At 39.1% G+C, this 26,412-nt stretch carries 24 protein-coding genes; 14 read left to right on the forward strand and 10 right to left on the reverse strand.

Annotated features, from left to right (window positions below; all coding sequences use genetic code 11):
• Nucleotides 1–145: 145 nt before the first annotated feature.
• Nucleotides 146–1,969 carry an ABC transporter ATP-binding protein gene (locus OOZ15_RS16530; RefSeq protein ID WP_265957550.1) on the forward strand — a complete coding sequence of 608 codons (1,824 nt, stop codon included), beginning with the start codon at nt 146–148 and terminating at the stop codon, nt 1,967–1,969.
• Nucleotides 1,970–2,129: 160 nt separating this feature from the next.
• Nucleotides 2,130–2,624, forward strand: a complete 495-nt coding sequence (locus tag OOZ15_RS16535; protein WP_265957551.1) for a MepB family protein — start codon at nt 2,130–2,132, stop codon at nt 2,622–2,624.
• A 470-nt stretch (nt 2,625–3,094) separates the two neighbouring features.
• Here OOZ15_RS16535 and OOZ15_RS16540 read toward each other — a convergent pair whose 3' ends face one another.
• On the reverse strand, nt 3,095–4,072 hold the full coding sequence (locus tag OOZ15_RS16540; protein WP_265957552.1) for a GlxA family transcriptional regulator: 978 nt from the start codon (nt 4,070–4,072) through the stop codon (nt 3,095–3,097).
• A 330-nt stretch (nt 4,073–4,402) separates the two neighbouring features.
• On the opposite strand from OOZ15_RS16540, the gene OOZ15_RS16545 reads away from it, so the two are divergent.
• The 6 genes from OOZ15_RS16545 (at nt 4,403) to OOZ15_RS16570 (ending at nt 7,520) form a co-directional block, all read left to right on the forward strand.
• On the forward strand, nt 4,403–4,816 hold the full coding sequence (locus OOZ15_RS16545) for a VOC family protein (RefSeq protein ID WP_265957553.1): 414 nt from the start codon (nt 4,403–4,405) through the stop codon (nt 4,814–4,816).
• A 188-nt stretch (nt 4,817–5,004) separates the two neighbouring features.
• Nucleotides 5,005–5,397, forward strand: a complete 393-nt coding sequence (locus tag OOZ15_RS16550; protein WP_265957554.1) for a VOC family protein — start codon at nt 5,005–5,007, stop codon at nt 5,395–5,397.
• Between the two features lie 168 nt (nt 5,398–5,565).
• On the forward strand, nt 5,566–6,009 hold the full coding sequence (locus OOZ15_RS16555; protein WP_265957555.1) for an SRPBCC family protein: 444 nt from the start codon (nt 5,566–5,568) through the stop codon (nt 6,007–6,009).
• A 25-nt stretch (nt 6,010–6,034) separates the two neighbouring features.
• A complete protein-coding gene (locus tag OOZ15_RS16560; protein WP_265957556.1) occupies nt 6,035–6,442 on the forward strand; it encodes a VOC family protein in 408 nt (135 codons plus the stop codon).
• A 162-nt stretch (nt 6,443–6,604) separates the two neighbouring features.
• Nucleotides 6,605–6,814: a hypothetical protein gene (locus OOZ15_RS16565; RefSeq protein WP_265957557.1), complete on the forward strand. Its 210-nt coding sequence runs from the start codon at nt 6,605–6,607 to the stop codon at nt 6,812–6,814.
• Nucleotides 6,815–6,896: 82 nt separating this feature from the next.
• Complete coding sequence (locus OOZ15_RS16570; protein ID WP_265957558.1) at nt 6,897–7,520, forward strand: dihydrofolate reductase family protein; 624 nt, start codon at nt 6,897–6,899, stop codon at nt 7,518–7,520.
• Between the two features lie 237 nt (nt 7,521–7,757).
• Here the strand turns inward: OOZ15_RS16570 and OOZ15_RS16575 are convergent, their stop codons facing one another.
• The gene (locus tag OOZ15_RS16575) at nt 7,758–11,222 is read right to left on the reverse strand and encodes a methylmalonyl-CoA mutase family protein (protein ID WP_265957559.1); all 3,465 of its coding nucleotides are present in this window, start codon (nt 11,220–11,222) and stop codon (nt 7,758–7,760) included.
• Nucleotides 11,223–11,535: 313 nt separating this feature from the next.
• Here OOZ15_RS16575 and purU point away from each other — a divergent pair, with 313 nt between their 5' ends.
• On the forward strand, nt 11,536–12,390 hold the full coding sequence (gene purU, locus OOZ15_RS16580) for a formyltetrahydrofolate deformylase (RefSeq protein WP_265957560.1): 855 nt from the start codon (nt 11,536–11,538) through the stop codon (nt 12,388–12,390).
• A gap of 182 nt (nt 12,391–12,572) precedes the next feature.
• Here purU and pyrF read toward each other — a convergent pair whose 3' ends face one another.
• The 4 genes from pyrF to OOZ15_RS16600 all read right to left on the reverse strand — a co-directional run bounded on the left by pyrF (nt 12,573) and on the right by OOZ15_RS16600 (nt 18,621).
• Nucleotides 12,573–13,382 carry an orotidine-5'-phosphate decarboxylase gene (gene pyrF / locus OOZ15_RS16585; protein ID WP_265957561.1) on the reverse strand — a complete coding sequence of 270 codons (810 nt, stop codon included), beginning with the start codon at nt 13,380–13,382 and terminating at the stop codon, nt 12,573–12,575.
• 95 nt (nt 13,383–13,477) lie between these two features.
• Nucleotides 13,478–14,554, reverse strand: coding sequence for a peptide chain release factor 1 (prfA, locus tag OOZ15_RS16590; protein WP_265957562.1), 1,077 nt, complete (start codon nt 14,552–14,554; stop codon nt 13,478–13,480).
• Nucleotides 14,555–14,937: 383 nt separating this feature from the next.
• Entirely contained in the window at nt 14,938–16,116 is a 1,179-nt protein-coding gene (locus tag OOZ15_RS16595; protein WP_265957563.1) for an AIR synthase related protein, read from the reverse strand.
• A 318-nt stretch (nt 16,117–16,434) separates the two neighbouring features.
• The gene (locus OOZ15_RS16600; RefSeq protein ID WP_265957564.1) at nt 16,435–18,621 is read right to left on the reverse strand and encodes a glutamine synthetase III family protein; all 2,187 of its coding nucleotides are present in this window, start codon (nt 18,619–18,621) and stop codon (nt 16,435–16,437) included.
• Between the two features lie 282 nt (nt 18,622–18,903).
• Here OOZ15_RS16600 and OOZ15_RS16605 point away from each other — a divergent pair, with 282 nt between their 5' ends.
• A complete protein-coding gene (locus OOZ15_RS16605) occupies nt 18,904–19,935 on the forward strand; it encodes a glutamine synthetase beta-grasp domain-containing protein (RefSeq protein WP_265957565.1) in 1,032 nt (343 codons plus the stop codon).
• Nucleotides 19,936–20,064: 129 nt separating this feature from the next.
• Here the strand turns inward: OOZ15_RS16605 and OOZ15_RS16610 are convergent, their stop codons facing one another.
• The gene (locus OOZ15_RS16610) at nt 20,065–20,997 is read right to left on the reverse strand and encodes a calcium/sodium antiporter (protein ID WP_265957566.1); all 933 of its coding nucleotides are present in this window, start codon (nt 20,995–20,997) and stop codon (nt 20,065–20,067) included.
• Between the two features lie 152 nt (nt 20,998–21,149).
• On the opposite strand from OOZ15_RS16610, the gene OOZ15_RS16615 reads away from it, so the two are divergent.
• The 4 genes from OOZ15_RS16615 (at nt 21,150) to OOZ15_RS16630 (ending at nt 23,531) form a co-directional block, all read left to right on the forward strand.
• Complete coding sequence (locus tag OOZ15_RS16615; protein ID WP_265957567.1) at nt 21,150–21,509, forward strand: BlaI/MecI/CopY family transcriptional regulator; 360 nt, start codon at nt 21,150–21,152, stop codon at nt 21,507–21,509.
• The gene (locus OOZ15_RS16620; RefSeq protein WP_265957568.1) at nt 21,509–22,873 is read left to right on the forward strand and encodes a M56 family metallopeptidase; all 1,365 of its coding nucleotides are present in this window, start codon (nt 21,509–21,511) and stop codon (nt 22,871–22,873) included. The genes OOZ15_RS16615 and OOZ15_RS16620 overlap by 1 nt, the downstream gene beginning before the upstream one ends.
• Before the next feature lie 91 nt (nt 22,874–22,964).
• Nucleotides 22,965–23,117: an SsrA-binding protein gene (locus OOZ15_RS16625; RefSeq protein WP_265957569.1), complete on the forward strand. Its 153-nt coding sequence runs from the start codon at nt 22,965–22,967 to the stop codon at nt 23,115–23,117.
• A gap of 36 nt (nt 23,118–23,153) precedes the next feature.
• Nucleotides 23,154–23,531 carry a Dabb family protein gene (locus OOZ15_RS16630; protein WP_265957570.1) on the forward strand — a complete coding sequence of 126 codons (378 nt, stop codon included), beginning with the start codon at nt 23,154–23,156 and terminating at the stop codon, nt 23,529–23,531.
• A gap of 103 nt (nt 23,532–23,634) precedes the next feature.
• On the opposite strand, the gene rimO is transcribed toward OOZ15_RS16630, so the two are convergent.
• From rimO to ftsY, 3 genes are all read right to left on the reverse strand, one after another.
• Entirely contained in the window at nt 23,635–24,936 is a 1,302-nt protein-coding gene (gene rimO / locus OOZ15_RS16635; RefSeq protein ID WP_265957571.1) for a 30S ribosomal protein S12 methylthiotransferase RimO, read from the reverse strand.
• 86 nt (nt 24,937–25,022) lie between these two features.
• Nucleotides 25,023–25,298: a hypothetical protein gene (locus tag OOZ15_RS16640; protein WP_265957572.1), complete on the reverse strand. Its 276-nt coding sequence runs from the start codon at nt 25,296–25,298 to the stop codon at nt 25,023–25,025.
• A 10-nt stretch (nt 25,299–25,308) separates the two neighbouring features.
• Nucleotides 25,309–26,262 carry a signal recognition particle-docking protein FtsY gene (ftsY, locus tag OOZ15_RS16645; protein ID WP_265957573.1) on the reverse strand — a complete coding sequence of 318 codons (954 nt, stop codon included), beginning with the start codon at nt 26,260–26,262 and terminating at the stop codon, nt 25,309–25,311.
• Nucleotides 26,263–26,412: the final 150 nt, after the last annotated feature.

The raw sequence follows: 26,412 nt of genomic DNA on the forward strand, positions 1-26,412 counted from the left end.
TCAGGTTGAGCCTGTCAAAACATCATCAGGATATGGTTTAACACACTTCGACAGGCTCAGCGTGACATCGACATAAATTTATAGCCCTATCTTTGCTAAATTCTTTAACCGTACATTCACATCAAAACATATCATAGCCTAGTTAATGAATTATTTCAAAAAAATACTGCGTTTCGCAAAACCCTATCAGAAGTATGGTTTTCTAAATATCTTTTTTAACATTCTTTACGCGCTTTTCAGTGCGCTATCGTTTGTTGCATTGATACCCATGCTTGATGTTCTTTTTAAAGAAAGCGACCGTCTTTATGAAAAACCAACTTACCAGGGCATTGGTCAATTGAATGACTTCTACAAAGATTACTTAAACTATCAGGTCACTCAATATGCCGGGGAAGACGAAATGAAAGCCCTTGTTTTGGTGATTTCTTTGGTTATTGTCCTGTTCTTGTTCAAGAATATCTTTAACTATCTGGCTATGTACTTCATTACTTTTTTAAGAAATGGGGTTTTAAAAGATGTTAGAAACGCGATGTATAAAAAGGTAGTGGAATTGCCTATTTCCTATTATTCTGAAAAGAGAAAAGGAGATGTGATTGCTCGTATCACTTCGGATGTATTGGAAATTCAGCATTCTTTTTTATCGATTTTGGAACTGATTGTCAGGGAACCCTTGACCATCTTGTTCACCATCATTGTAATGTTTGCCATAAGTACAAAGCTAACCATCTTTGTTTTTATATTTATTCCAATCTCTGGAATGCTTATTTCCAGAATTGGTAAATCCCTCAAAAAGAAATCGGACAAAGTCCAAAAAGAACAAGGTACTTTTTTATCCATTATTGAAGAAACCCTTGGCGGATTACGCGTTATCAAAGCTTTTAATGCTGAAAACAGATTTGTAAAACATTTCAACACATCAACCGGAAGGTTTTTTAAATTTTCAAACAGCTTGTTGAACCGACAAAATCTAGCATCCCCAACCAGTGAATTTTTAGGAATTTTAGTCATCGGAATCCTATTGTGGTTTGGCGGAAAAATGGTACTGATAGACGAGACTTTGGACGCTTCATCATTTATCGCCTATATGGGACTTGCATACAACATCCTCACCCCTGCAAAATCAATCAGTAAAGCTTCATATGGGGTTAAAAAAGGAAATGCCGCTGCAGAAAGGGTCTTAGAAGTACTGCAAACCGAAAATACCATTAAAGATGCTCCCAATGCGATTGAAAAAACCGCCTTTGAGAAAAACATTAGCGTTAAGGATATGTCTTTTAAATATGAAGATGAATGGGTGCTTAAAAATTTCAACCTTGAAGTTCCAATAGGGAAGACTATCGCTTTGGTGGGACAATCCGGTAGTGGTAAGAGTACGATTGCCAATCTGGTGACCCGTTTTTATGATGTTAACAAAGGAAGTATCGAAATAGACGGTAAAAACATCAAGGAAATTACCGTAAAAAGCCTTCGTAACCTCATGGGTATCGTGACTCAGGATTCCATTCTTTTTAATGATACGGTTGAAAACAACATCCGCATCGGAAATCCGAACGCTACAAAAGAAGAAGTCATAGAAGCAGCCAAGATCGCTAATGCATATGAATTTATACAAAACCTCCCCAACGGCTTTGAAACCAATATCGGGGATGCGGGCGGCAAATTGAGTGGCGGACAAAAACAAAGACTTTCCATCGCTCGTGCCGTACTTAAAAATCCGCCTATCATGATTCTGGACGAAGCGACTTCGGCTTTGGATACTGAAAGTGAAAAACTGGTGCAAATGGCTCTGGAAAACATGATGAAAAACAGAACCTCTATCGTCATTGCCCACAGGCTTTCGACCATCCAAAACGCCGATCTTATCGTGGTGATGCAAAAAGGGGAAATCGTAGAACAAGGAACCCATCAGCAACTCCTCGACAAAAAAGAGGTCTATCACAAACTCGTGGAAATGCAGTCGTTTGAGTAGGGGTTAAAAATTTAATTGACAAAGACCTGACAGGTTTTCCCCACGATACCCTTCGACAAGCTAGAGTGACATGTCGGGACAAGTAAAAACCTGTGAGGTCTACTATTCCAATGAGTTGTGTATAATATTTGCTTAATTCAAAATTGAATTTGTAAATTATATGGACAAAAATTTAAAACAAATCAAAAAGGAAGTTTACGACAGAATTAAGCTCGAAATTTCTGATTATAGAATAGAGCAGGAAAGTAAAGAATATAATGCATGTCGATTTGAATTAAACGGACAAAATATAGTGTGCAGGAATGCCAAAATTACACCTAAAAAGAGTGGGCAATTCGTTACTTTTTGGAAACGAAACGGAAGGGGATCGATTGAACCTTTTAGCGAAACCGACCGAATTGATTTTTATGCTGTAAACGTGCGGACTGAAAACGAGTTCGGACAGTTTGTTTTCCCTAAGTCCGTGCTGATTAAAAAAGGTATAATCTCAACGGAAAGGAAAGAAGGTAAAAGAGCATTCCGAGTTTATCCGAATTGGGACATTGCGAAAAATAAACAAGCGGAACGAACTCAAAAATGGCAACTGGATTATTTCTATGAAATTAATGATTCAACGGACCTTAATAAAGTTGCAGAATTGTATAAAAATGATTGACATTTTACACACCACTTCAAGCAATTCAGGTTGCTTTGAATGACATAACAGGTTAGATTGACAAACACCACCTCCCAACACATCATCTGACTATCCATCGGGGTAAAAAACAGGTCTGGTATATTGATTTAACCATCCGTTGAGGTGAAAGACATCTCTGGATACGTTAGTAGACCTATATTTCGGGGTTAAAGACCTATCCAGATACGTTACCGGACGTATCCGGCGGGGTTAAAGACCTATCCAGATACGTTATCGGACGTATCCGACGGGGTTAAAGACCTATCCAGATACGTTACCGGACGTATCTGGATAGGTTCGGGAAGTGGGTAGCGTCAGGAGTGCCCTGTGGAGGATTGCGAAGCAATAGTACTCCACGGGGTGTATCGAGGCCCTTTTTCAGAATGCTTCTCGATACATTTTTATTCCGCAGAGCTCCATAAAAACACTCCTGACGGTATAAAATATTTTTAAGCCCTTGCCACAACAAATTTATTGCGATATCCAACGGGGGTCATTCCGGTTACCTTTTTAAAAGTCTCGCGGAAGGCTTTGGTGTCGTTATACCCCACATCATACATCACTTCGTTAACCGTTTTGCGTCCGGATTCCAAGTCTTTTTTGGCGGCTTCTATTTTTACGCGGCGGATATATTCCAATATCGTATTGGCCGTGGCTTTCTTAAACCGGCGTTCAAAAGTGCGTCGTGATACATTACTGCTTTCACAGAGTTCGTCAACAGTGATTTTCTCCTGAAAATTTGCTTCTATATACTGTTGAGCTTCCAAAACTTCAGCATCAGCATGTGTTTTTTGTCCTTTAAACATCATAAACGGCGACTGGCTCTCCCGATCGATATCCACCATAAATCCTTTGGATACTAAAACCGCTGCTTCCCTACCCGCATATTTTTCTATCAGATAGACCAATAAATTAGTAAACGAATAAGCCCCGCCACTGGTATATATCCCATCGGCATCGGTGATGATCCTGTCATCCCTTAAAATCGCCTTGGGGAATTGGTTTCTGAACTCGTTGGCGTATTGCCAGTGAGTAGAACAAGGTCTGCCGTCCAGTAAGCCGGCTTGTCCCAAAACAAACGATCCTATACAAAAAGTGACGATCTCCGCTCCTTTTTTATAGTGTTTTACCAACCAGGGCAGTAAAGACGCATTGTCTTTATATACCTTATCCAAGTCCCCGTGGATTGCCGGAACGACAATAATATCGGTTTCTGACACTTCTTCCAGGGTTTGCTGCGGATGGATGGTAAACAATCCGCTGGTTTGCGTCACCGGTTTGTCGACCCCCACCAGGTTCAATTTAAAAACAGGGGACTTCCCCATTTGCTCATAATAAGAATTCACCCAACTGAACATGTGGTGTGTCCCTTCTACATTCACCAAACTAAAGTGGCCTTTCGGAATTATAATAGATACTTGTTTCATTATTAGTATTAAAGTGGTTTATTTTTTAATAGAATGTATATTGTATAGTTCAAAATTCTGATATGCTTTGCCTTCGTTACAGTTAAATTTAACCGCAATGAGTGCAATGGATACGCAAAGAGCCTCTACTCTCTGTATAATTCTTATAGATCATCAATGCACGTCTCTTTATATTTTTAGTCTTAACTGTATTTTTTTAACACATTCAAATATAGGTATTTGCATTGTCGCAATCAACCCGTCATGTTGTCGTATTTACACGCCTTATTATCTACAACCGTTGCCTAACTTTGTATCAAACACAATTAGAAACGGTAAAAACGAATAGTTATGACAAAAGATTTCTGGTTTAATCTACCCGTAAAAGATTTGGAACGATCCAAGCAATTCTTCAGGGATATTGGATTTAAAGAAAACCCTTCAATGGCCAAGGCCAATCATCTAGGAAGTTTTTTTATCGGCGAGAAAAATGTCGTTATGATGCTTTTTCCGAAGGAAGCTTTTGAAGGATTTACAGCACATCAGATTGCTGACACCGACAAAGGTACCGAAGCATTATTCAATATAGATGCGGAGAGTAAAGAAGAGGTCGATACCCTGGCAAAAACCGTTGAAAAAGCTGGAGGTACTATCTATGCCCCTCCGGGTGAAAAAGACGGCTGGATGTATGCCTTCGGTTTTATCGATCCCGACGGACACCGCTGGAGTGTCTTGTATATGGATATGAGTAAAATGCCACAGTAAAAAAATTCTTGAAATTAACTATCCCTGGGGTAAGCTATCGGAGTATTTTGCTAGTTTCATTTTGACTTATGAAATCAAAAACCAAAATTCTGAAGACATGCAGAGAAGTGGTTGGCAATCCATTTTGGACAATTTTAAAAAATATGCTGAAACACTATAATCATTAATAATCAATTAAATATAAAATTATGAAATATAACCCTGTAGTTTGGTTTGAGATCTATGCTGACGATCTCGAAAGAGCCCAAAAATTTTACGAAAAAGTACTTGATCTTAAATTGGATGAACTTCCAATGCCTGAACCAATGGAAGGTGAAAATAAAATGGAAATGTTGGCTTTCCCAATGGATATGGAAGCAACAGGTGCCGGTGGTACTCTGGTTAAAATGGACGGAGTTAAAGCCGGAGGAAATTCCACCTTGGTCTATTTTGGAAGTGAAGATTGTAGTGTTGAAGAAAGCAGAATTGAAAAGGCCGGCGGAAAAGTATTGCAAACTAAACAATCCCTTGGAGAATACGGCTTTATGATATTGGCCAATGATACTGAAGGGAATATGTTTGGGGTTCATTCCCTGAAATAATTTTTTGTAAAACAAGTCATTATGAAACCCTCATAGAGGGATTTAGTATGGCCAAGATAAATTCCTCAACAAAAGAAGATGAATAGATAAAGGTTTTTATGAGATCGTGATTACTTACATAATTATGTAATAGACCTAAAATCAGATATTTAATTTAAATTTATTCGCATGAAACTAAAAGAATTAAACTTTTCGATTAGTATCAATGCTTCCAAAGACAAAGTTTGGGAGGCGTTATGGAACGACAAATCTTATCGTGAGTGGTCGAGTGCTTTTTGTGAAGGTTCGCATGCCGTTACCGATTGGGAAGAAGGCAGCAAAGTATTGTTTCTGGACAACAATGGAAGTGGCATGTACAGCAAAATAGCACAATGTACTACCAATGAATTTATGAGCTTTGAACATCAAGGAATCGTAAAAGATGGTGTCGAACAACCTCAAGACAGACAAACAAAAGAATGGGCAGGAGCCAAAGAGGAATACCGCCTTTCAGGTTCAAACGGAGAAACCCTTTTGGAGGTCCGTATGCATTCAGACAACGAATGGGCAGGCTATTTTAATAAAACCTTTCCGAAAGCCCTGGAAAGGGTAAAACAATTATCAGAAAAATAATAATTAATCAAATACATAAACAGTTATGAAAGCACAACAAATATTTGTAAACCTGGCAGTAAACGATCTTAAGAAATCCATGACATTTTTTGAAACCCTTGGATTTACATTCAACAAAAAAATTTCCGACGAGACCGCATCCTGTTTGGTTTTAGGTGAAAACCTTCATTCCATGTTGCTCACAAAGGATAAGTTTAAAGAGTTTACCAAAAAACCGCTAAGCAATGCCAAACAGCAAACCGAAACCCTTGTTGCCCTTCAGTTGGACAATAAAGAAGAAGTGGATAACATTGTAAAAAAAGCGGTTGACGCCGGTGGAAGCATCTATGCAGAACCTCAGGATTACGGATTTATGTACCAACACAGTTTTGAGGATTTGGATGGTCATCAATGGGAAGTATTCTTTATGGATGAATCAAAATTTCCTTCCTAGTTCCAACTGAAATTCTGTTTTGCCACAAATACACGAATGATTTTTAAATAACCATTGGTGTATTTGTGGCCAAAGCTTATGGAAACTAATCCCGATAATTACCGGGAACAATAACTCCGAAATTTCGGAGGCAGGGTTTGAACTTTTAACTTGATAATAAAAATGGTTGAAATCTTTAAAACAGATATTAATCGTGAAGACATAGCCCAACAAGTGATTGCTATGTTGAACGCTTACTTCCCGAAATCCGATATCAATTTCGATCTGGAAGATTGTGATCGTATTTTACGGATCGAAACCGAAACCATTGCCGTAAATACTGTAGAGCGCATTCTAAAAGACAGTGGTTTTTATTGTAAGGTATTGGATTGATTTTATTCGATTTGACAAGAAGTTGTTAGCGGTCATTGTAACCCGACACTGCACAAATACCAAACAAAACGATATTAAAAATATGAACAGATTAATCCTTGAAACACAAATAAGCATTGACGGATATATTGCCGATGAAAATGGTGGAACAGATTGGATGATTTGGAATTGGGGCCCCAATTGGAGTTGGGATAAAGAGTTGCAAGCTTACCATAGCAATCTTAACAAATCGGCCAATACTATTTTAATAAGCAGCCAAATGGCACAGGAGGGATTTAATGCCCATTGGCTAGAAGTTTCGAAAGACCCAACCGACACGAGGTTTGACTTTGCCAGCCATATCATTAATGCAAATAAATTCGTAGCAAGCAGAACTTTAACAAAGGAAACTCAAATTCCGGGCGGTTGGGACAATACTGCTATCCTAAGAGGAAATTTAGAGAAGGAGATTATTAAATTAAAAAATCTAAATAATGAAAACATCATTGTCTATGGAGGGGCGGAACTTGTTTCTTTTCTAATAGACTCAGACCTGATAGACGAATATCATTTAATAATAAACCCCGTAGCATTAGGAAAAGGTTTACCAATTTTCAAAAATCGGGCAAACTTAGAAATGGTAAATGCAACATCATTTCAATGCGGAATTATTGTTAATCATTACAAAAGACAAACAGAATATAATAACGGAGGAAAAACAAAATAGCGATAATATGTAAAAACAAGTTGAAGTACATTAAGATCCCGACGTTCGCTGCGCACCGACGATAAATGTCGGTGCAAGATCGGTCGGGATAAGCGACTCACACAAGTTTTGCTCCCATTCAAAAAAACAATGTGAAGTACACCAAGATCCCGACGTTCGCTGCGCTCAGTCGGGATAAGCAGTCTGCACAAATTTTTCTGCCCCGCCTAAGGCGGGTTGAAAAATTTGGCGACCTGCTTACATATTTCTTCTATACTGTCCTCCTACTTCAAAGAGAGCATTTGTGATTTGCCCGAGGGAGCACACTTTTGTGGCTTCCATTAAGGCTTCAAATATATTTTTATTCTGAATAGCTGAATTTTTTACCGTTGCGATTGTTTCGCTGGCTTCTTCCTCATAGACTTTGTTCAGTTTCTCCAAAGTCGCTATCTGCAATTGCTTTTCAGTTTCCGTAGCGCGGATGACTTCGGAAGGGATAATCGTTGGTGAGCCCTTACTGCTTAAAAAGGTATTGACTCCGATAATCGGATATTCTCCGGTATGTTTCAAGGTTTCGTAATACAAACTCTCTTCTTGTATTTTAGATCGCTGATACATGGTTTCCATTGCACCAAGCACTCCTCCACGCTCTGTAATGCGGTCGAACTCCTGTAAAACAGCCTCTTCGACCAAATCAGTGAGCTCTTCTATGATAAAACTTCCTTGAATCGGATTTTCGTTTTTGGTCAGCCCCAGTTCTTTGTTGATAATCAACTGAATGGCCATTGCCCGACGAACACTCTCTTCTGTAGGTGTGGTAATCGCCTCGTCATAGGCATTGGTATGTAACGAATTGCAATTGTCGTAAATGGCATACAAAGCCTGAAGCGTGGTTCGGATGTCGTTAAAATCGATTTCTTGTGCGTGCAGTGATCTTCCCGACGTCTGTATGTGGTATTTCAACATCTGGGAACGCTCGTTTGCTCCGTATTTTTCTTTTAATGCTTTGGCCCATATTTTCCGTGCTACCCTACCGATAACCGCATATTCCGGATCAACTCCATTAGAGAAAAAGAACGAAAGATTCGGACCGAATTTATTGATATCCATCCCCCTACTCAGGTAGTATTCCACGTAAGTAAATCCGTTAGCCAAGGTAAAAGCCAATTGTGTAATGGGATTGGCGCCAGCTTCGGCGATATGATAACCCGAGATAGAAACGGAATAGAAATTCCGAACATTGTTTTCGATAAAGTATTCCTGTACGTCACCCATCAAACGCAGGGCAAATTCAGTTGAAAAAATACAGGTGTTTTGCGCCTGATCTTCTTTTAAAATATCGGCTTGTACTGTTCCGCGGACTTGCGCTATGGTTTTTGCTTTGATGTTTTCATATACCTTTTTGGGCAGCACCATATCTCCGGTTACTCCCAATAGCATCAGCCCCAAACCATCATTTCCTTCAGGAAGACCTTCCTCTTCAGCACCTTCTGCACGGGAAAAACTATGATAACGCGGACGCGCTTCCTTTTTTGTTTTGTAAATCGCATCAATTTTAGCATTTACTTCATCTTCCAATCCGTTTTCCTTGATATAAATCTCACATTGCTGATCGATAGCTGCATTCATATAAAAACCGAGCAACATCGGTGCGGGTCCGTTGATGGTCATACTCACCGAAGTCATCGGGTCTGCCAAATTGAAACCTGAATACAATTTCTTGGCATCATCCAAACAGCAAACAGACACCCCGGCATTCCCGATTTTTCCATAGATATCCGGACGATGATCGGGGTCATTTCCATAGAGTGTTACCGAATCAAAAGCAGTTGACAAACGCTTTGCCGGCATTCCCAAACTCACATAGTGAAAACGCCTGTTAGTCCGTTCCGATCCTCCTTCTCCTGCAAACATTCGGGTAGGGTCTTCCCCGGTTCGCTTAAAAGGGTATAAACCGGAAGCGAAAGGAAATTCACCCGGTACATTTTCCTGTAATACCCAACGCAACACATCGCCCCAAGCTTCATATTTGGGCAAAGCTATCTTCGGAATTGGAGTATGTGAAAGCGATTCGCTATGGGTTTCTATTTTAATCTCCTTATCGCGGACTTTAAATGAATAGATCGGATCTTTATATTTTTTTAGTTTCCCTTCCCAGTTGATGATAATCTCCCAATGATGTGGATGAAGATTCATTTTTATCTGGTCAAACTCATTGAGAAGCATTTTTACCAAATCAGCTTTGTCAGACTTGGCGGATTGAAGCCCTTCACTCTCAATTCCAAATTTTGACAAGCTTAGTTTAGCATCAGCAACTGTTTCTATGGTTTTATAGATCCCGTAGAGTTTTTGTGCTACTGCCGCTTGTTCGGAAGCTCTTTTATCATATCCGCGGTTGTTTTCGGAAATTTCAGAAAGGTAGCGCGTACGATTTGGAGGAATAACAAAAACTTTCTCACTCATTTCCTCGGAAATTTCAAAAGCTGATTGTAAGTCTGCTTTTGTTTTATCAACCAGGGTTTTCATGATCGCCATATAAAGCGTATTCATTCCGGGGTCGTTAAACTGAGCTGCAATGGTCCCAAATACAGGAAGATCCTCGGCTTTGGCATCCCAAAGTCCATGATTCCGTTGATATTGTTTTTTTACATCACGAAGTGCATCCTGTGCTCCTCGTTTATCAAATTTGTTGATCGCTACCAAATCGGCAAAATCAAGCATGTCAATTTTTTCCAGTTGTGTGGCTGCGCCAAATTCAGGCGTCATCACATACAGCGACACATCTGAGTGTTCCAAAATCTCGGTATCACTTTGTCCGATTCCAGAAGTTTCAAGGATAATCAGGTCGTATTTTGCTGCTTTCAGGACTTCAACCGCTTCTTTTACATGCTTTGACAATGCTAAATTAGACTGTCGTGTGGCCAAACTTCGCATATACACCCTCGGGTTGTTGATGGCATTCATTCTGATTCGGTCACCCAACAAAGCCCCTCCTGTTTTACGTTTGGAAGGATCTACGGAGATAATTCCGATGGTTTTATCATCAAAGTCATTCAAAAACCGACGTACCAATTCGTCGACCAGTGAAGATTTTCCGGCGCCGCCTGTTCCTGTGATTCCTAGAACGGGTGTTTCCTCCCCTAGCCCCTCCAAAGGAGGGGAATTAAATTCCTCTTTAAACATTTCCGGGTTGTTTTCCGCCAGGGAAATCAACCGGGCAATGGTGTTTTTATCTTTTTCTTTAAGTTTTTTAGCAACATCTATTTTTTTTGAAAACGTATCGATAGGATAATCAGCTGTAGCTATCAAATCATTGATCATGCCTTGCAATCCCATTTCACGACCATCATCCGGGGAATAAATCTTTGTTATTCCATAATCCATCAAGGCTTCGATTTCCTCAGGAAGGATCACACCGCCACCACCGCCAAAGATCTTGATATGCTCCGCTCCTTTTTCCTGAAGCAAATCATACATATATTTAAAATACTCGTTATGCCCCCCTTGATAGGAAGTCATCGCAATGGCATTTACATCTTCCTGAATGGCCGTGTTCACTACTTCCTCCACACTTCTGTCATGCCCCAAGTGAATAACCTCCACCCCAGTAGCCTGAATGATCCTACGCATGATATTGATTGCTGCATCATGACCATCAAACAAAGAAGCCGCTGTTACAATTCGTATTTTATTCTTGGGTTTATATCGATTTATTTGCTCCATCAGTAATAAAATGTCTTATTTACGTCTGCAATTTACAGAATTTGCAAAATAATGTCGATTCTTTTTAGAAGTTTTCAAGTATTTTGACCTTATAATTTTTAAGTAAAACATTTACTTCATTTATATCACAAAATCATCCTTTATTTTAGCTGAATATTCATTATTTTGCCTCACCCGAATCCCGAGTTTCCGGGGTTCGACCTCTCCAAAGGAGGGGTAAAAAGGAAATTCCGGGACAAGCCTGTCTGATGATAGGAAAACTTGGGAGAATTATTTTAAATTCAATAAGTTCGTTGTTAACCAACCAACAATTATGGGAAAGATTACCATTTTAATTCACTGTAAGGACAGCTCGGGTATTATCGCCTCAGTTACTAATTTCATATACGAGAATCAGGGGAATATCGTTTATATCGATCAGCATGTAGACAGGCACAACAGCATTTTCTTTATGCGTTGCGAAAGCGAATTCGATCCACAAACTTTTGATTTGAATGCTTTTCGTTCTGATTTTAATGATCAAATTGCCGAAAAATATGTCATGTCATGGGAATTACACACTGATGATCACAAACCTAAGATGGCTGTTTTTGTATCAAAATACGATCACTGTCTTTATGATATCCTAGGAAGATATAATGCCGGGGAATTGAATGTTGAAATTCCTTTTATCATCAGTAATCACCCAGATCTAAAACATATTGCGGATAGTTTTAAAATCCCATTTCATCATATTCCAGTTATCTCAGCAACCAAAAAAGAAGCGGAAACAAAACAATTGGAACTACTGGAAAAACATCAAGTTGATTTTGTGGTCTTGGCGAGGTATATGCAAATTGTTTCTGAAAGGCTTATTCAGCATTATCAAAACAAAATTATCAATATCCACCATTCCTTTTTACCTGCTTTTGCGGGTGCAAAACCCTATCATTCTGCCTACAAACGCGGAGTGAAAATCATTGGCGCTACTAGCCACTATGTAACTGAAGAATTGGATGCCGGGCCTATTATCGAACAAGATGTTGCACGTGTTACCCACGCTCACGCTATCAACGATATGGTGATGAAAGGAAGGGATCTTGAAAAAATTGTCCTTGCACGGGCTATAAAACTGCATATCGATCGGAAAACCATGGTTTTTAACAATAAAACCATCATTTTTAGCTAAGGTTTGATAACGCAACACACACAAAGCATTGAATTAATACTTTCATAATTTCTACTTAACATAGATTACAACTCTATAACGGACATTTGCGTCAGGATGAGTTTCATACATTGAATGTTTGAGTTAGCAAATTAGTTAGTTTAGCAAAAACCGATTTTTTATAAAGTCGGTTTTTTGTTTTTTTATAAAAACTCTGCCATTTGCTGTTGTAGAGCCTCAGCTTTTTCGGCTGCTTTTTGAGCAAAATCCGTTTCGTTTGATGCGTATATGATTCCGCGTGAAGAGTTGATTAACAAACCTACATCTTTTGTCATTCCATATTTACAAACCTCTTCCAGACTCCCTCCTTGTGCGCCAACTCCGGGCACCAGTAAAAAGTTATCAGGAATAATCTGTCGTATTTCTTTAAGGTATTCTGCTTTGGTCGCCCCGACGACATACATCAGGTTTTCAGCATTTTTGTATGTTTTTGAAGTTTCGAGTACTTGTTGGTAGAGTGGCTTACCATTGACTTCTTTGGTTTGAAAATCGAACGCCCCTGCATTGGAAGTCAACGCCAACAGAATGGTGTGCTTATCCTTAAATTCTAAAAAAGGCTCAACGGAATCCCTGCCCATATAGGGCGCAATGGTCACCGAATCAAAATTAAGATCTTCAAAAAAAGCCTTGGCATACATCGTTGATGTGTTTCCGATATCCCCTCTTTTTGCATCAGCGATAGTAAAGATTTCCGGGTACTGTTTGTTGATATAAGCAATTGTTTTTCCCAGTGCCTGCCAGCCTTTCAAACCATAGGCTTCGTAGAATGCAATATTGGGTTTGTAGGCCACCGCCAAGTGATGTGTGGCATCTACAATTGCTTTGTTGAATGAAAAAATAGGGTCTTCCTCCTTTAATAAATGTGATGGTATTTTTTTTAAATCGACATCCAAACCTATGCAGAGAAAGGACTTTTTGGTTCGGATTTGTTCTACGAGTTCTTTGGTTGTCATTTTATTTTCAGCTTTTAGCGTCTATAAAAAATGCCATACTTCGACAGTCCTTCGACTGTGCTCAGAATGACATCAGCAACATTTAAAATAACCAGTTACATGGTTTCACTGGCTTCTTTGAGCTTTTCAGTATTTTCAGTCATTTTCAATTCGTCGATGATCTTTTCAAGATCACCATTTACAATATTGGACAAGTCGTAAAGCGTGAGTCCAATTCTGTGATCGGTGACACGACCCTGCGGATAGTTGTAAGTTCTAATCTTCGCACTTCTGTCACCACTGGAAACCATACTTTTACGTCTGGCTGCATCGGCTTCCTGTTTTTTGGCCAATTCGCGTTCATATAAACGTGAACGCAGGACTTTGGTTGCTTTTTCCAAGTTCTTGTGCTGTGATTTTTCATCCTGACAACGCACTTCAATTCCCGTAGGGATGTGTTGCAGCTGAATAGCCGAATAAGTCGTATTTACCGATTGTCCGCCGGGGCCCGTAGAAGTCGTTCTGATGATTTTCACATCGCTCATATCGAGTTCGACATCAAATTCTTCTGCTTCGGGCAATACCATTACCGTTGCCGCCGATGTATGTACTCGTCCTTGGGTCTCGGTTTGTGGAACACGCTGTACGCGGTGTACACCGGCTTCAAATTTCATAGTTCCGTACACATCCTCCCCATTCACTTCAAAAATGATTTCTTTATAACCCCCGGAAGTTCCTTCATTATAATCGACCACATTCACTTTCCAGCCCTTGCTCTCACAGTACTTGGCATACATTCGCTGTAAATCTCCGGCAAAAATACTGGCTTCATCGCCTCCGGTTCCTGCACGGATTTCCACCACAACGTTTTTGGCATCCTCAGGATCTTTCGGGATCAACATATATTTGATCTCCTCTTCAAGATCTGGCAACTTTTCTTTGGCTTCTTCCAATTGCAACTTGGCCATTTCTACCATCTCTTCATCGCTTCCATCTTCGATGATCTCTTCAGCTTCGGCAATATTATCGAGTATGGCTTTGTATTCCTCCCGTTTATCTACAAGCTCTTTTAATTCTTTGTACTCTTTATTTAACTTCACATAACGCTTTTGGTCTGCAATGATATCCGGTTGGATAATCAAATCTGAGACCTCATCAAAACGCTGTTTTACAACATTCAATTTATCTAACATAACTCGTTTCTATATAATCTTCCCTCAGGGGCGCTTATTGGGTTCAATTCGCAAATTTACGATTATTTTTAATGATTTTTGATCTAAATCGGATTGCAGCTTTTTATTCCACCCCGCCTAAGGCGGGCTTAGACCTACTAAGGCTACATTCTTGCTATTAATATTTCAGTCCTACGGACTTTACCTTACTTAAATAAACTTTACAGAATCCATACAAACATATCGTCGATGTTTCCGATGATCTTTACATCCTGAAAAACGGATATACAAAACTTATCAATTCCAGACAAGAGCTGGTTGAAAATCATTATTTGGTAAGTTGAATTTTAAAACCGAAAGCAGCCTTGAATTTTGAATCTTAAATATTAAACTTTAAATCGCTTTTAATACTCAAAAGTCCCGTGTCCGCTTGTAATAGTCAGTTTTTTATTTTCTGAAGCCTCTACGCGGCCGATGATCTGTGCGTCAACATCAAAAGACTTGGAAATATCTATAATATCCTGAGCGATATTTTCATCAACATAAATCTCCATTCTGTGACCGCAGTTGAACACCTGATACATTTCTTTCCATGAGGTTTTTGATTGTTCTTGAATCAATTTGAAAAGCGGAGGTACGTCAAACAAATTATCTTTTATTACGTGGACATCATCTACAAAATGCAACACTTTAGTTTGTGCCCCACCGCTGCAGTGTACCATTCCATCGATATCTTTGGCTGTATATTTTTTGAATATTTTTTGAATAACCGGAGCATAAGTCCGCGTTGGCGAAAGCACCAGTTTTCCGGCATCGAGGGGAGCATCAGCAACGGCATCCGTGAGTTTTACATTTCCTGAATATACGAGTTCGTCGGGAACGGAGTGATCAAAACTTTCCGGATATTTTTCAGCTAAATATTTTGAAAAAACATCGTGGCGCGCCGAGGTCAAACCGTTACTTCCCATCCCGCCGTTGTATTGGGTCTCGTACGTGGCCTGTCCGAAGGAAGATAATCCCACAATTACATTTCCGGCTTTGATGTTGGCATTATCGATCACATCTTTGCGTTTCATCCTTGCGGTTACGGTAGAATCGACAATAATGGTTCTTACCAAATCACCTACATCGGCTGTTTCCCCTCCCGTGGAGTGGATCTGTACCCCAAAATCCTTCAACTCGGCTATGAGTTCTTCCGTACCATTGATGATAGCTGAGATCACTTCACCGGGAATCAGGTTTTTATTCCTTCCTATAGTCGAAGACAACATGATATTTTCAGTCGCTCCTACACAAAGCAGATCATCTATATTCATAATCAATGCATCTTGCGCTATCCCTTTCCAAACCGAAATATCGCCGGTTTCTTTCCAATACATATAAGCTAAAGACGACTTGGTTCCTGCTCCATCGGCATGCATGATAATACAGTGATCCCTGCTTCCGGTTAAATAATCGGGGACAATCTTGCAAAAGGCATTTGGGAATAATCCTTTATCAACATTTTTAATCGCGTTGTGCACGTCTTCCTTGGATGCCGAAACACCTCTTTGTGCATACCTTTTGCTTATCTCAGAACTCATTTACAGAATGTTTTGTGCAAAAATAGCCATAAATAAAAAGCACACAAACAAAAGTTCGTGTGCTTTATAATTTTCGAAAGGTAGTTTCCTTTCAACCTTCTGTGATTTTTCAGCAAAAGCTTCACTTGCTTCCCAACTTCAAAATCACATTATTCAATCGATTAATAGCAATCCAAAGATAAAAAAATGTAACACTGATTTAAGGGGAAAAATCCTATTTCTCTCATTTTTAGACGAAAAAGTAATAAAATCGGATTAACTCATCGGTTTTATATCAAAAAGTAAAAATTCTTACAAAAACAATCCGCAGTGCCCTACTTACCGTGTAAACAACAACTCCCTATACTTTGTAAGTGGCCACAACGAATCGTCCACTAAGAGTTCAAGCTTATCACAATGGTAACGTATCTTAGCAAAATAGGGCAGCACCTTTTCACAGTATGCCTCAGCTTTAAGCTCAACTTTTTCTAATTTATTGGCTTTTTTCCGCTCTTCAACCATAAAGTTCACATTTGAGTTGATCTCTGAGATGTGATTGGATATCTCTTCTATCAAATCCAATTGTTCGGGAGCCAGTTTTTTAAAATCACTCCCGAAGACCTCTTTGAGCCCTTTCACATTTTCTATAAGTGTGTTTTGATATCGTATAGCCGTTGGAATCACATGATTTTTTGCAATATCGCCCAACACACGACCTTCAATCTGAACTTTCAACGCATATTCTTCCAATTCGATCTCGTGACGGGCACGTATTTCTACGGAATTCATCACTCCCATTTCTTCAAATAAGTCCACTGCTTTTTTAGAGACAGAGGCTTTTAAGGCCTCAGGTGTTGTTTTCTTGTTGCTCAACCCTCTTTTTTCAGCTTCTTTTTCCCAAGCGGCACTATATCCATCGCCTTCAAAGCGAATCTTCTTAGACGATTTTATGTACTCTCTCAACACATTAAAAACAGCCTCATCTTTTTTAAGTCCTTTTTTGTCGATCAAGCCATCTACTTCTTTTTTGAACTCTTGAAGCTGTTTGGCCACGATGGTATTCAGTACCGTCATAGGTTTGGCACAATTGGATTTAGACCCTACTGCACGAAATTCAAATTTATTCCCCGTAAAAGCAAAAGAGGAGGTTCGATTTCTATCGGTATTATCCAATAAAATTTCAGGTATTTTTCCCACCACGTTCAATTTCAGGTCTGTTTTTTCCTGTGGTGATAATTTTCCTTTGGAAACATCTTCCAACTCATCCAAAACCTTGGTAAGTTGTGACCCAATAAAAACCGAAACAATGGCCGGTGGTGCTTCGTTGGCTCCCAAACGATGATCATTGGACACCGAAGCCACCGAAGCTCTTAACAAGGCTTCGTTATCGTGAACCGCTTTGATGGTATTGATAAAAAAGGTCAAAAACTGAAGGTTTTTTGTCGGTGTAGTACCCGGACTCAGCAAATTGACCCCATTGTTGGTTGCCAAAGACCAATTGTTGTGTTTTCCGGATCCGTTGATGCCGGCAAAGGGTTTTTCATGAAAAAGTACCTTGAAATTATGCTTGTCGGCTATTTTGTCCATCAAGTCCATCAACAGCGAATTGTGGTCAACCGACAAGTTGGCTTCTTCAAACAGTGGCGCCAATTCAAACTGATTGGGTGCCACCTCATTATGCCTTGTTTTTACAGGAATCCCCAATTTCACACATTCATTTTCGAGTTCCCGCATAAAACTCAACACCCTGTCAGGGATCGATCCAAAGTAATGATCGTCCAACTGCTGTCCTTTTGCCGGGGAATGTCCAAGGAGTGTTCTTCCCGCCAATACAATATCTGGACGTGAGGACGCCAATACCTTATCGATCAAAAAATATTCTTGCTCCCAACCCAAAGTAGCATATACCTTGGTCACACTCTTATCAAAATAGCGAGCCACTTCGGTAGCTGCACCATCAATAGCCTGCAATGCCCTCAAAAGTGGCGCTTTATTGTCTAAAGCCTCTCCGGTATAGGAGACAAACACCGTAGGAATACACAAGGTTGTTCCGTACACAAACGCAGGAGAGGTCGGATCCCAAGCTGTATATCCCCGGGCTTCAAATGTATTTCTGATCCCTCCATGCGGAAAGCTGGATGCATCCGGTTCTTGCTGCACCAATTGATCCCCCCCGAATTTTTCTACAGCCTGCGAATTATTGATAGGCTCAAAAAAAGCGTCGTGTTTTTCGGCCGTAGCCCCTGTCAAAGGTTGAAACCAATGTGTATAATGTGTAGCCCCTTTTGACAAGGCCCAATTTTTCATGGCTGCAGCAATTTCATCAGCAAGTTTTCTGTCAATATTCCCACCGCCCTCTATGGCCGACATCACACTATTGAAAGCTTCTTTTGACAATACTTGACGCATTACCATTTCATTAAAAACACTGGTTCCATACAGCGCCGATCTTTTCCCATCTGAAGTAACTCCTAACGGTTTTCGTCCAAATGTCTCTTTAATAGCCTTAAACCTGATTGTTGACATAATATTTTTAGTTATAAAAAGTTGATTTTTAAGTTGATATGTTTAATAGATAACAAAAATGCGATTTTCATTTTTAATCCATTACTTTCAAGTAAATAAAATATTAAATTATTATTAACATATTTTTGAAAATTTACATAAAAATGAAAATACCCTGTCTAAAAATAGGGTATTAATAAAAATAATAATATTTTTTGAAAAACACCCCGATGATTTTCGGTATCAAACATAAAAAAACATATTTTTGCTAACTGAGTAAAGTTCAATTAAAACTATTAAAAAATGAGTAAGGCTAAACTTGAGTACATTTGGTTAGATGGATACTTTCCTACCCAAAACATGAGAAGTAAAACCAAAGTTGAAGATGATTTCAGTGGTAAATTAGAAGATTGCCCTATCTGGTCGTTTGACGGCTCTTCAACAAAACAAGCAGAAGGAGGCTCATCTGACTGTCTATTGAAACCCGTTGCTATCTACCCGGATCCGGCACGTAAAAACGGATATTTGGTGATGGCTGAGGTTTTAAACGCTGATGGAACTCCTCACAAAACCAACTCGAGAGCAACGATCGATGCTGATAATGACGAAGACTTCTGGTTTGGTTTTGAGCAAGAATATTTTATAATGGACACTAAAACCCAACTACCTCTTGGTTTCCCTGTAGGTGGATATCCGGGACCACAAGGAATGTACTACTGCTCTGTTGGTGGTAGAAACACTCACGGTAGAAAACTTGTTGAAAGACATGCCGACCTTTGTATAGAAGCCGGACTTAACTTTGAAGGTATTAATCAGGAAGTTGCTTCAGGACAGTGGGAATTCCAACTTTTTGCAAAAGGAGCTAAAAAAGCTGGAGACGAAATTTGGGTAGCCCGTTATTTACTGGACAGGCTTACTGAAGAATACGGTTATTATATCGAATATCACCCTAAACCAGTCAAAGGTGACTGGAACGGTTCGGGAATGCACGCAAACTTTTCTAATACCCTTTTAAGAACTGCCGGTTCTAAAGATATCTACGACAGAGTATGTGAAGCGTTTAGACCTGTTACCAAAGAACACATTGCTGTTTATGGTGAGTTCAATGACCAACGTTTGACCGGTGATCACGAAACAGCTTCTATAAACGACTTCAGTTATGGAGTATCAGATAGAGGAGCTTCTATTCGTATCCCAATTATTACAGTTGAAAAAGGATATAAAGGATGGTTGGAAGACAGACGTCCTGCTTCCAATGCAGATCCATATAAAGTAGCTGCTAGAATCATCGAGACAGTTAAAACTGCAGATGTGAAAGTAGAAGCAAAATTTTAATAATTAACCTACCTATTAGAATTTGTTAAGAAAGGTTGCCAATTTTATTTGGCAGCCTTTTTTTTATTTAGCCTGCTTACAATTTTTGAAGTAATCATATCTGAATGATACAGATGAACTAAACTAAATTCATTGCAAAGTAGTCCAGACAAAAGCTGCATACCCTCCAAGTAAAACCAAACCATCTCTCCATCCCAATCGCAAGCCTTTGGGGAAAAACACCAAAGGAAGAACAACAAACGAAATACCCAACATCCAATACATATCATTAGTCAGCAAACCCGTATCATTTACATGAATAGGGGCTATCATGGCCGTAATACCCAATACAGCTAAAATATTGAACACATTGGAGCCTAAAAGATTTCCCAAGGAAATCGCTTTTTCCTTTTTAATAACCGCTATAACCGAAGCAGCCAACTCCGGAACACTAGTCCCTATGGAGACAACCGTTACCGCTATGATACGTCTGCTTACTCCGTAAAACTCAGCCATCCCTACTGCTCCTTCGATCAACAATTCCGACCCACCCCAGAGTGCGACACCTCCCAAAGACAAAAACAACATCACTTTATACAGCGGAAGTTCCTCTTGGTCAGTTTCCTCTGCCAACACAGCTGGTTTTTGAAATCTGAGCAGATAGATTAGAAAAACGACAAGAAAACTGAACAAAATAATCCCTTCATAACGCTCTAAGACATGATCGAAAAATACAAAGCCAAACAACATCAACGAAGCCAGCATCACGACCGGCCAGCCTGTTTTGTAAAAACTTTTTTCAACATCGATGCTCGATAAAATAATTGTTATAGCCAATACCATACCTAAATTGGCTACATTAGACCCGATTACATTTCCCATGGCAAGGTCTGGAAAGCCGTCTAAAGCGGATTTCACACTTACGATAAGTTCCGGAGCAGAGGTCGCCAAGGACACCACCGTCATTCCGATAACGATTTTCGGGATATTTAATTTTATTGATAAGCTTACAGCTGCTTTTAAAAGCCAATTTCCGCCCAAAACCAATAGAAAAAGGCCGAGCACAACAAAGAGAAAGTTCATTTACAGTTGTTTTGCTACGAAGATATACAATTAGATAAAGCAACAAACTCTCCTCATAAAACTAATGAATTAGTTAAATAACTATAAAAATAGTTGTATAACTAAAAATATAGTTTATATTTGCTTTCGCATAAGCGTATAAAATGAAGTAGATGAAAAAGCTCACTAACAAAGAAGAAGAGGTGATGAAAATATTATGGAAGCTTGAAAAAGCTTTTGTAAAAGAAGTCTTGTCTAAAATAAAAGATGACAAACCACACTACAACACCTTATCGACCATTATTCGCAATTTGGAAGATAAAGGTTATGTGGGACATAAAGCTTACGGGAACACCCATCAATATTTTCCCGTTATAAAAAAGGAAGATTACAGAAAACGTTTTGTCGCTTCTGCCATTGAGGACTATTTCAACAACTCATATAAGAACCTAGTTTCTTTTTTTGCCGATGAAGAGAAGATCAGTATTAATGAACTGAAAGACATTATCAAACAAATAGAAAACAAAAAATAATGGAAGATTTTTTTACATACCTGCTTAAAAGCTACGGGGTTTTACTCATTTTTTGGTTGATTTACACCCTTTTCCTAAAAAAAGAAACCTTTTTTGTACAAAACAGGTGGTTTTTATTATCCGGTCTCGCTTTTTCCATATTATTTCCCCTTATATATTTTGAAAAAACAGCGCTGATTGAGATACAGCCAGAACTCTCTTTCAGTAACACTCCTATCAATTCAGCTGTAGAAAACCAAGGGTTTGATTTTATAAAAGCAATCTTCTATATACATATTATCGGTGTCTTATTTTTCCTAAGCCGGTTAGGGATTCAGTTAATATCACTTTACCGGTTTATCAAAAAAGGGAAAACGATTCAGAAAGCAAGCATCAAACATGTTCACGTTTCAAAAAAAGTGAGTCCCTTTTCGTTTTTCCACTATGTGGTCTACAATCCTGATTTATACAGTGAAAAAGAATTAAAAACCATATTAAAACACGAAAAGGTGCATGTGAAACAATTTCATTCCTTGGATGTCATACTTATCCATTTGTTCGCTGCATTCTTTTGGTCGAACCCCTTGGTCTGGTTTTATAAAAAAGACCTGACGCAAAATATGGAATACATAGCCGATATGGAGACAGCGGAAACAGCAAATAGCGACTTGAAAAACTATCAATATTTACTATTGAAACAATCATATGGAGACCAATTCTCCATCATTAATCCATTTTTTAATTCATTAATCAAAAAACGAATTCTTATGTTACAAAAACAAAAATCAAACAAAGTAAAATTATTACGTTATGCATTAATTGCACCTTTTTTATTAGGTTTTATGCTACTGTTCAGTTTTAAAACGGTTACTACCTATAAAGTACCTTCTGAAACCGCACAAAAAACAGCAATTACTCCACATAACGAACAAGATGATGATCCGATATATGTGGTAGATGGAAAAGTAGTTTCAAAAAGTATTATGGCAGCTATCGATCCTAAATCAATTGACAAAATAAACGTCCTCAAAGGAGAGAAAGCCGTAAAAAAATATGGTGAAAAGGCTAAAAACGGAGTTGTTGAAATTTTCTTGAAGAAAGATTCAAAAAACACATCTGCTAATACAGGAAATGGAATTAGCATCAAGAAAACCAGTGAGGCCAATACTCCTGATGCTTTATTGAAAAAGACAAAACTAGATGTTAAAGAAAAATTACTTATCATCGATGATAAGGAAGCTACAGAAGAAGAGCTATCTGAAATTAACCCAGACGATATTGGTAGTGTAATGGTATTGAAAGAAGCAAAAGCTATTGAAAAATATGGAGAGGAAGGCAAAAACGGAGTTATTGTTATAAAAACAAAATCGTCTGTAAAAGAATAACCTCTTCAAAAAACACAAAGGATGGGCATGGATATTTTTATCCGTGCCTTTTTCTTTTTGATTTTTATATATTTACGTCAAAATCAACCGCATGAAGAAAAGCATTTTTAAAATACTCGCAAGGATTAACAAACTCCTGCTACCCAGTTTTTCCAAACGTGGACTTGATTTGGCCAAAGCTAAAAAATGGCAACTCGCGCTCATCGGTTGGCGCGCTTATATTACCAAAAATGCTTTGAGCTGACCATAATATTTATTTAATCATCAACTAACAACACCAATGAAACTAAGAAACTTAATCCCTGTTCTCGCTTTAACACTTTTTTTTACACTGAATAGCTGTAATAACACTCCTGAAAAAGGCACGATAACCCATACTGTATTTTTTAAACTGAAACACCCTCAAGGCAGTGAGGCCGAAAAAGTGTTTATTGAAAAAGCTGTTGGTCTAAAATCCATTTCCACAGTGATGAATATGACCTGCGTAAAAGAAGTGAGCAAGAAAAATGATTTTGATTGGGGCTTGACCATGCAATTCAAAAACCAAGCAGATTACGATACTTACACCAAGCATCCCGACCATGTTGCTTTTGTCGAGAATATCTGGTTAAAAGAAGTCGAAGATTTTATGGAAATCGATTATGTTGATACGGAATAGCTAACAAGCAACTATCTCAGGGCAAGCCCAACGAGACGTTCAAACAACATTCCATAACCCATATCTGTATAGATTACAGGGAATAAAAACCCACTTAGTGGGGCTAAACAGGCTTTCCGTAAAGATCAAAATCTCCGGCATCTTCTATTAAAATATTGGTGTACTCCCCTACTTTTACGTAGTATTGAGAAGCATCAATAAGAACTTCGTTGTCCACATCCGGGGAGTCAAATTCGGTTCGCCCTACGAAATAATTCCCTTCTTTCCGGTCAATGATACAACGGAAGGTCTCCCCTATTTTTTCCTGATTTAACTCCCATGAGATCTGCGATTGGATTTCCATGATCTCGTTGGCGCGCTGTTGTTTTATTTCCTCCGGCACATCGTCTTCAAGCTGATATGCATGAGTGTTTTCTTCATGTGAATAAGTAAAACATCCCAAACGCTCAAAGCGCATGTCTTTTACCCATTGTTTTAATTCTTCATAATGAGTTTCAGTCTCACCAGGGTAACCCACGATCAAAGTGGTACGAATAGCCATTCCCGGAACTTTCTCACGGAATTGCTTTAACAGCTTCGTGGTTTTTTCATGTGTCGTGCCGCGTCGCATACTTTTTAATAAATCATCCGAAATATGCTGCAACGGAATATCAATATAATTACACACCTTAGGTTCATTCTTCATCACCTCCAATACATCCATCGGGAAGCCCGTCGGAAAGGCATAGTGCAAACGTATCCACTCGATCCCTTCCACTTTCACCAATTCTTTCAGAAGATCTCCCAGAACACGTTTTTTATAAAGATCCAAGCCGTAATAAGTGAGATCCTGGGCGATCAACACCAATTCCTTAACACCATTGGCGGCCAATTTTCCGGCTTCGGCTACCAAATCCTCTATCGGCGTACTTTTGTGTTTTCCACGCATCAACGGAATGGCACAAAAACTACACGGACGGTCACAGCCTTCGGCTATTTTCAGGTAGGCATAATTTTTCGGTGTGGTCGTAAGACGTTCCCCTATAAGCTCGTGTTTATAATCTGCTCCAAGGGCTTTTAACAAAATTGGCAGGTCTGATGTCCCGAAATATTGATCCACATCCGGAATTTCTTTTTCCAAATCCGGTTTATAGCGTTCGCTTAAACATCCGGTAACAAACACCTTATCGACAACACCTTCTTCTTTTTTATTTACGTATTCAAGAATCGTATTAACGCTTTCCTCTTTTGCATTGTTTATAAATCCGCAGGTATTGATCACTACAATATTCCCCTCTTCTTCATGCACAACCTCTTTCCCTCCGGCTTTTAGTTGTCCCATCAAAACTTCACTGTCGTAAACGTTTTTGGAACACCCCAGGGTTACCACGTTGATCTTATTCTTTTTTAGTGATTTTGTCCTCATACCAGCTTTTTAGCGGTGGCAAAATTACGATTTGAAAGCCTATTTTACGAAGATTAGCAGCTGTTTTTAGCTAACAAAGATTTATTTCAGCCAAAAATCCCTTCCAAATACGACATCAACTGTGATTCGTAGTAGCGGAGCAGCGATAGCAGTACAACACATATTCCGATGAAATACCAGTTATACGTATTTCTTTGGATGATCTTAAAACCGATAAAGGCAATGATTCCAAGAAAAACACCTATGATCACATTAGGCCACGGCCACATCCCTTTTATAATGGCATATACTTTTACAGCCGCATAAAAAAGACAATAGTAAGCAATGATCTTGGTTACAGTTACTGAAATCTTATTAGGCATCGAAATGATATTATTTAAAGAAGGAGTCTACAAATTCGTATTTATTGAACACCTGAAGGTCTTCTATCCCCTCACCAATACCGATATATTTTACCGGAATTCGAAATTCGTCTGAGATTCCAATCACCACACCTCCTTTAGCGGTACCGTCCAGCTTGGTAACAGCCAATGAAGTCACTTCGGTCGCTTTGGTGAATTGTTTTGCCTGCTCAAAAGCATTTTGTCCGGTAGAACCATCCAACACCAAGAGCACCTCATGCGGAGCATCGCCCACAACTTTTTGCATCACGCGTTTCACTTTGGTAAGTTCGTTCATCAAGTTTACTTTGTTGTGCAATCTTCCTGCGGTATCGATAATTACCACATCGGCATCTTGAGTAACTGCTGATTTTAAGGTATCGAAGGCCACGGAAGCAGGATCGCTTCCCATTTGTTGTTTTATAATAGGCACATCTACTCTATCTGCCCATATCTGCAATTGATCGATTGCTGCTGCCCTGAATGTATCTGCTGCGCCCAAAACCACTTTCTTCCCTTGTTTTTTAAATTGATAGGCAAGTTTCCCGATGGTCGTTGTTTTTCCAACGCCATTCACACCCACCACCATCAAAACATAGGGCTTTTTATCAGCTGGAACCACAAAGTCTTTTTCTTCACCCGAATTGGTTTCAGAAAGCAGTCCGGCAATTTCTTCCCTCAAAATCAGGTTGAGCTCGTCTGTTCCCAGGTACTTATCCTTTGCAACACGCTCTTCAATACGTTCGATAACCTTCAAAGTGGTGTTCACTCCCACATCACTGGTCACTAGCACCTCTTCAAGGCTGTCTAAAACCTCGTCATCTACCTTGGATTTTCCAGCTACTGCCTTTCCTAATTTTGAAAAGAAACTGTCTTTGGATTTTTCAAGTCCTTTATCTAAAGTTTCTTTTTTTTCTGATGAAAATATCTTTTTAAATAGACTCATTTCTGTTATTCGTTGATTGGGTTAATTGAGTTGATTGGGTTAATTGGGTTGATTGGGTTGATTGGGTTGATTGGGTTGATTGGGTTGATTGGGTTGATTGGGTTGATTGGGTTGATTGGGTTGATTGGGTTGATTGGGTTGATTGGGTTG

This window comes from Galbibacter kalidii (assembly GCF_026241135.1).
In the GTDB taxonomy this organism is placed as follows: Bacteria; Bacteroidota; Bacteroidia; order Flavobacteriales; family Flavobacteriaceae; genus Galbibacter.

Bases quoted from the DNA above. Each gene is read 5' to 3' on its own strand.
- OOZ15_RS16530 (WP_265957550.1), top strand. From the start codon at position 146: ATGAATTATTTCAAAAAAATACTGCGTTTCGCAAAACCCTATCAGAAG.
- OOZ15_RS16535 (WP_265957551.1), top strand. From the start codon at position 2,130: ATGGACAAAAATTTAAAACAAATCAAAAAGGAAGTTTACGACAGAATT.
- OOZ15_RS16540 (WP_265957552.1), bottom strand. From the start codon at position 4,072: ATGAAACAAGTATCTATTATAATTCCGAAAGGCCACTTTAGTTTGGTG.
- OOZ15_RS16545 (WP_265957553.1), top strand. From the start codon at position 4,403: ATGACAAAAGATTTCTGGTTTAATCTACCCGTAAAAGATTTGGAACGA.
- OOZ15_RS16550 (WP_265957554.1), top strand. From the start codon at position 5,005: ATGAAATATAACCCTGTAGTTTGGTTTGAGATCTATGCTGACGATCTC.
- OOZ15_RS16555 (WP_265957555.1), top strand. From the start codon at position 5,566: ATGAAACTAAAAGAATTAAACTTTTCGATTAGTATCAATGCTTCCAAA.
- OOZ15_RS16560 (WP_265957556.1), top strand. From the start codon at position 6,035: ATGAAAGCACAACAAATATTTGTAAACCTGGCAGTAAACGATCTTAAG.
- OOZ15_RS16565 (WP_265957557.1), top strand. From the start codon at position 6,605: ATGGTTGAAATCTTTAAAACAGATATTAATCGTGAAGACATAGCCCAA.
- OOZ15_RS16570 (WP_265957558.1), top strand. From the start codon at position 6,897: ATGAACAGATTAATCCTTGAAACACAAATAAGCATTGACGGATATATT.
- OOZ15_RS16575 (WP_265957559.1), bottom strand. From the start codon at position 11,222: ATGGAGCAAATAAATCGATATAAACCCAAGAATAAAATACGAATTGTA.
- purU (WP_265957560.1), top strand. From the start codon at position 11,536: ATGGGAAAGATTACCATTTTAATTCACTGTAAGGACAGCTCGGGTATT.
- pyrF (WP_265957561.1), bottom strand. From the start codon at position 13,382: ATGACAACCAAAGAACTCGTAGAACAAATCCGAACCAAAAAGTCCTTT.
- prfA (WP_265957562.1), bottom strand. From the start codon at position 14,554: ATGTTAGATAAATTGAATGTTGTAAAACAGCGTTTTGATGAGGTCTCA.
- OOZ15_RS16595 (WP_265957563.1), bottom strand. From the start codon at position 16,116: ATGAGTTCTGAGATAAGCAAAAGGTATGCACAAAGAGGTGTTTCGGCA.
- OOZ15_RS16600 (WP_265957564.1), bottom strand. From the start codon at position 18,621: ATGTCAACAATCAGGTTTAAGGCTATTAAAGAGACATTTGGACGAAAA.
- OOZ15_RS16605 (WP_265957565.1), top strand. From the start codon at position 18,904: ATGAGTAAGGCTAAACTTGAGTACATTTGGTTAGATGGATACTTTCCT.
- OOZ15_RS16610 (WP_265957566.1), bottom strand. From the start codon at position 20,997: ATGAACTTTCTCTTTGTTGTGCTCGGCCTTTTTCTATTGGTTTTGGGC.
- OOZ15_RS16615 (WP_265957567.1), top strand. From the start codon at position 21,150: ATGAAAAAGCTCACTAACAAAGAAGAAGAGGTGATGAAAATATTATGG.
- OOZ15_RS16620 (WP_265957568.1), top strand. From the start codon at position 21,509: ATGGAAGATTTTTTTACATACCTGCTTAAAAGCTACGGGGTTTTACTC.
- OOZ15_RS16625 (WP_265957569.1), top strand. From the start codon at position 22,965: ATGAAGAAAAGCATTTTTAAAATACTCGCAAGGATTAACAAACTCCTG.
- OOZ15_RS16630 (WP_265957570.1), top strand. From the start codon at position 23,154: ATGAAACTAAGAAACTTAATCCCTGTTCTCGCTTTAACACTTTTTTTT.
- rimO (WP_265957571.1), bottom strand. From the start codon at position 24,936: ATGAGGACAAAATCACTAAAAAAGAATAAGATCAACGTGGTAACCCTG.
- OOZ15_RS16640 (WP_265957572.1), bottom strand. From the start codon at position 25,298: ATGCCTAATAAGATTTCAGTAACTGTAACCAAGATCATTGCTTACTAT.
- ftsY (WP_265957573.1), bottom strand. From the start codon at position 26,262: ATGAGTCTATTTAAAAAGATATTTTCATCAGAAAAAAAAGAAACTTTA.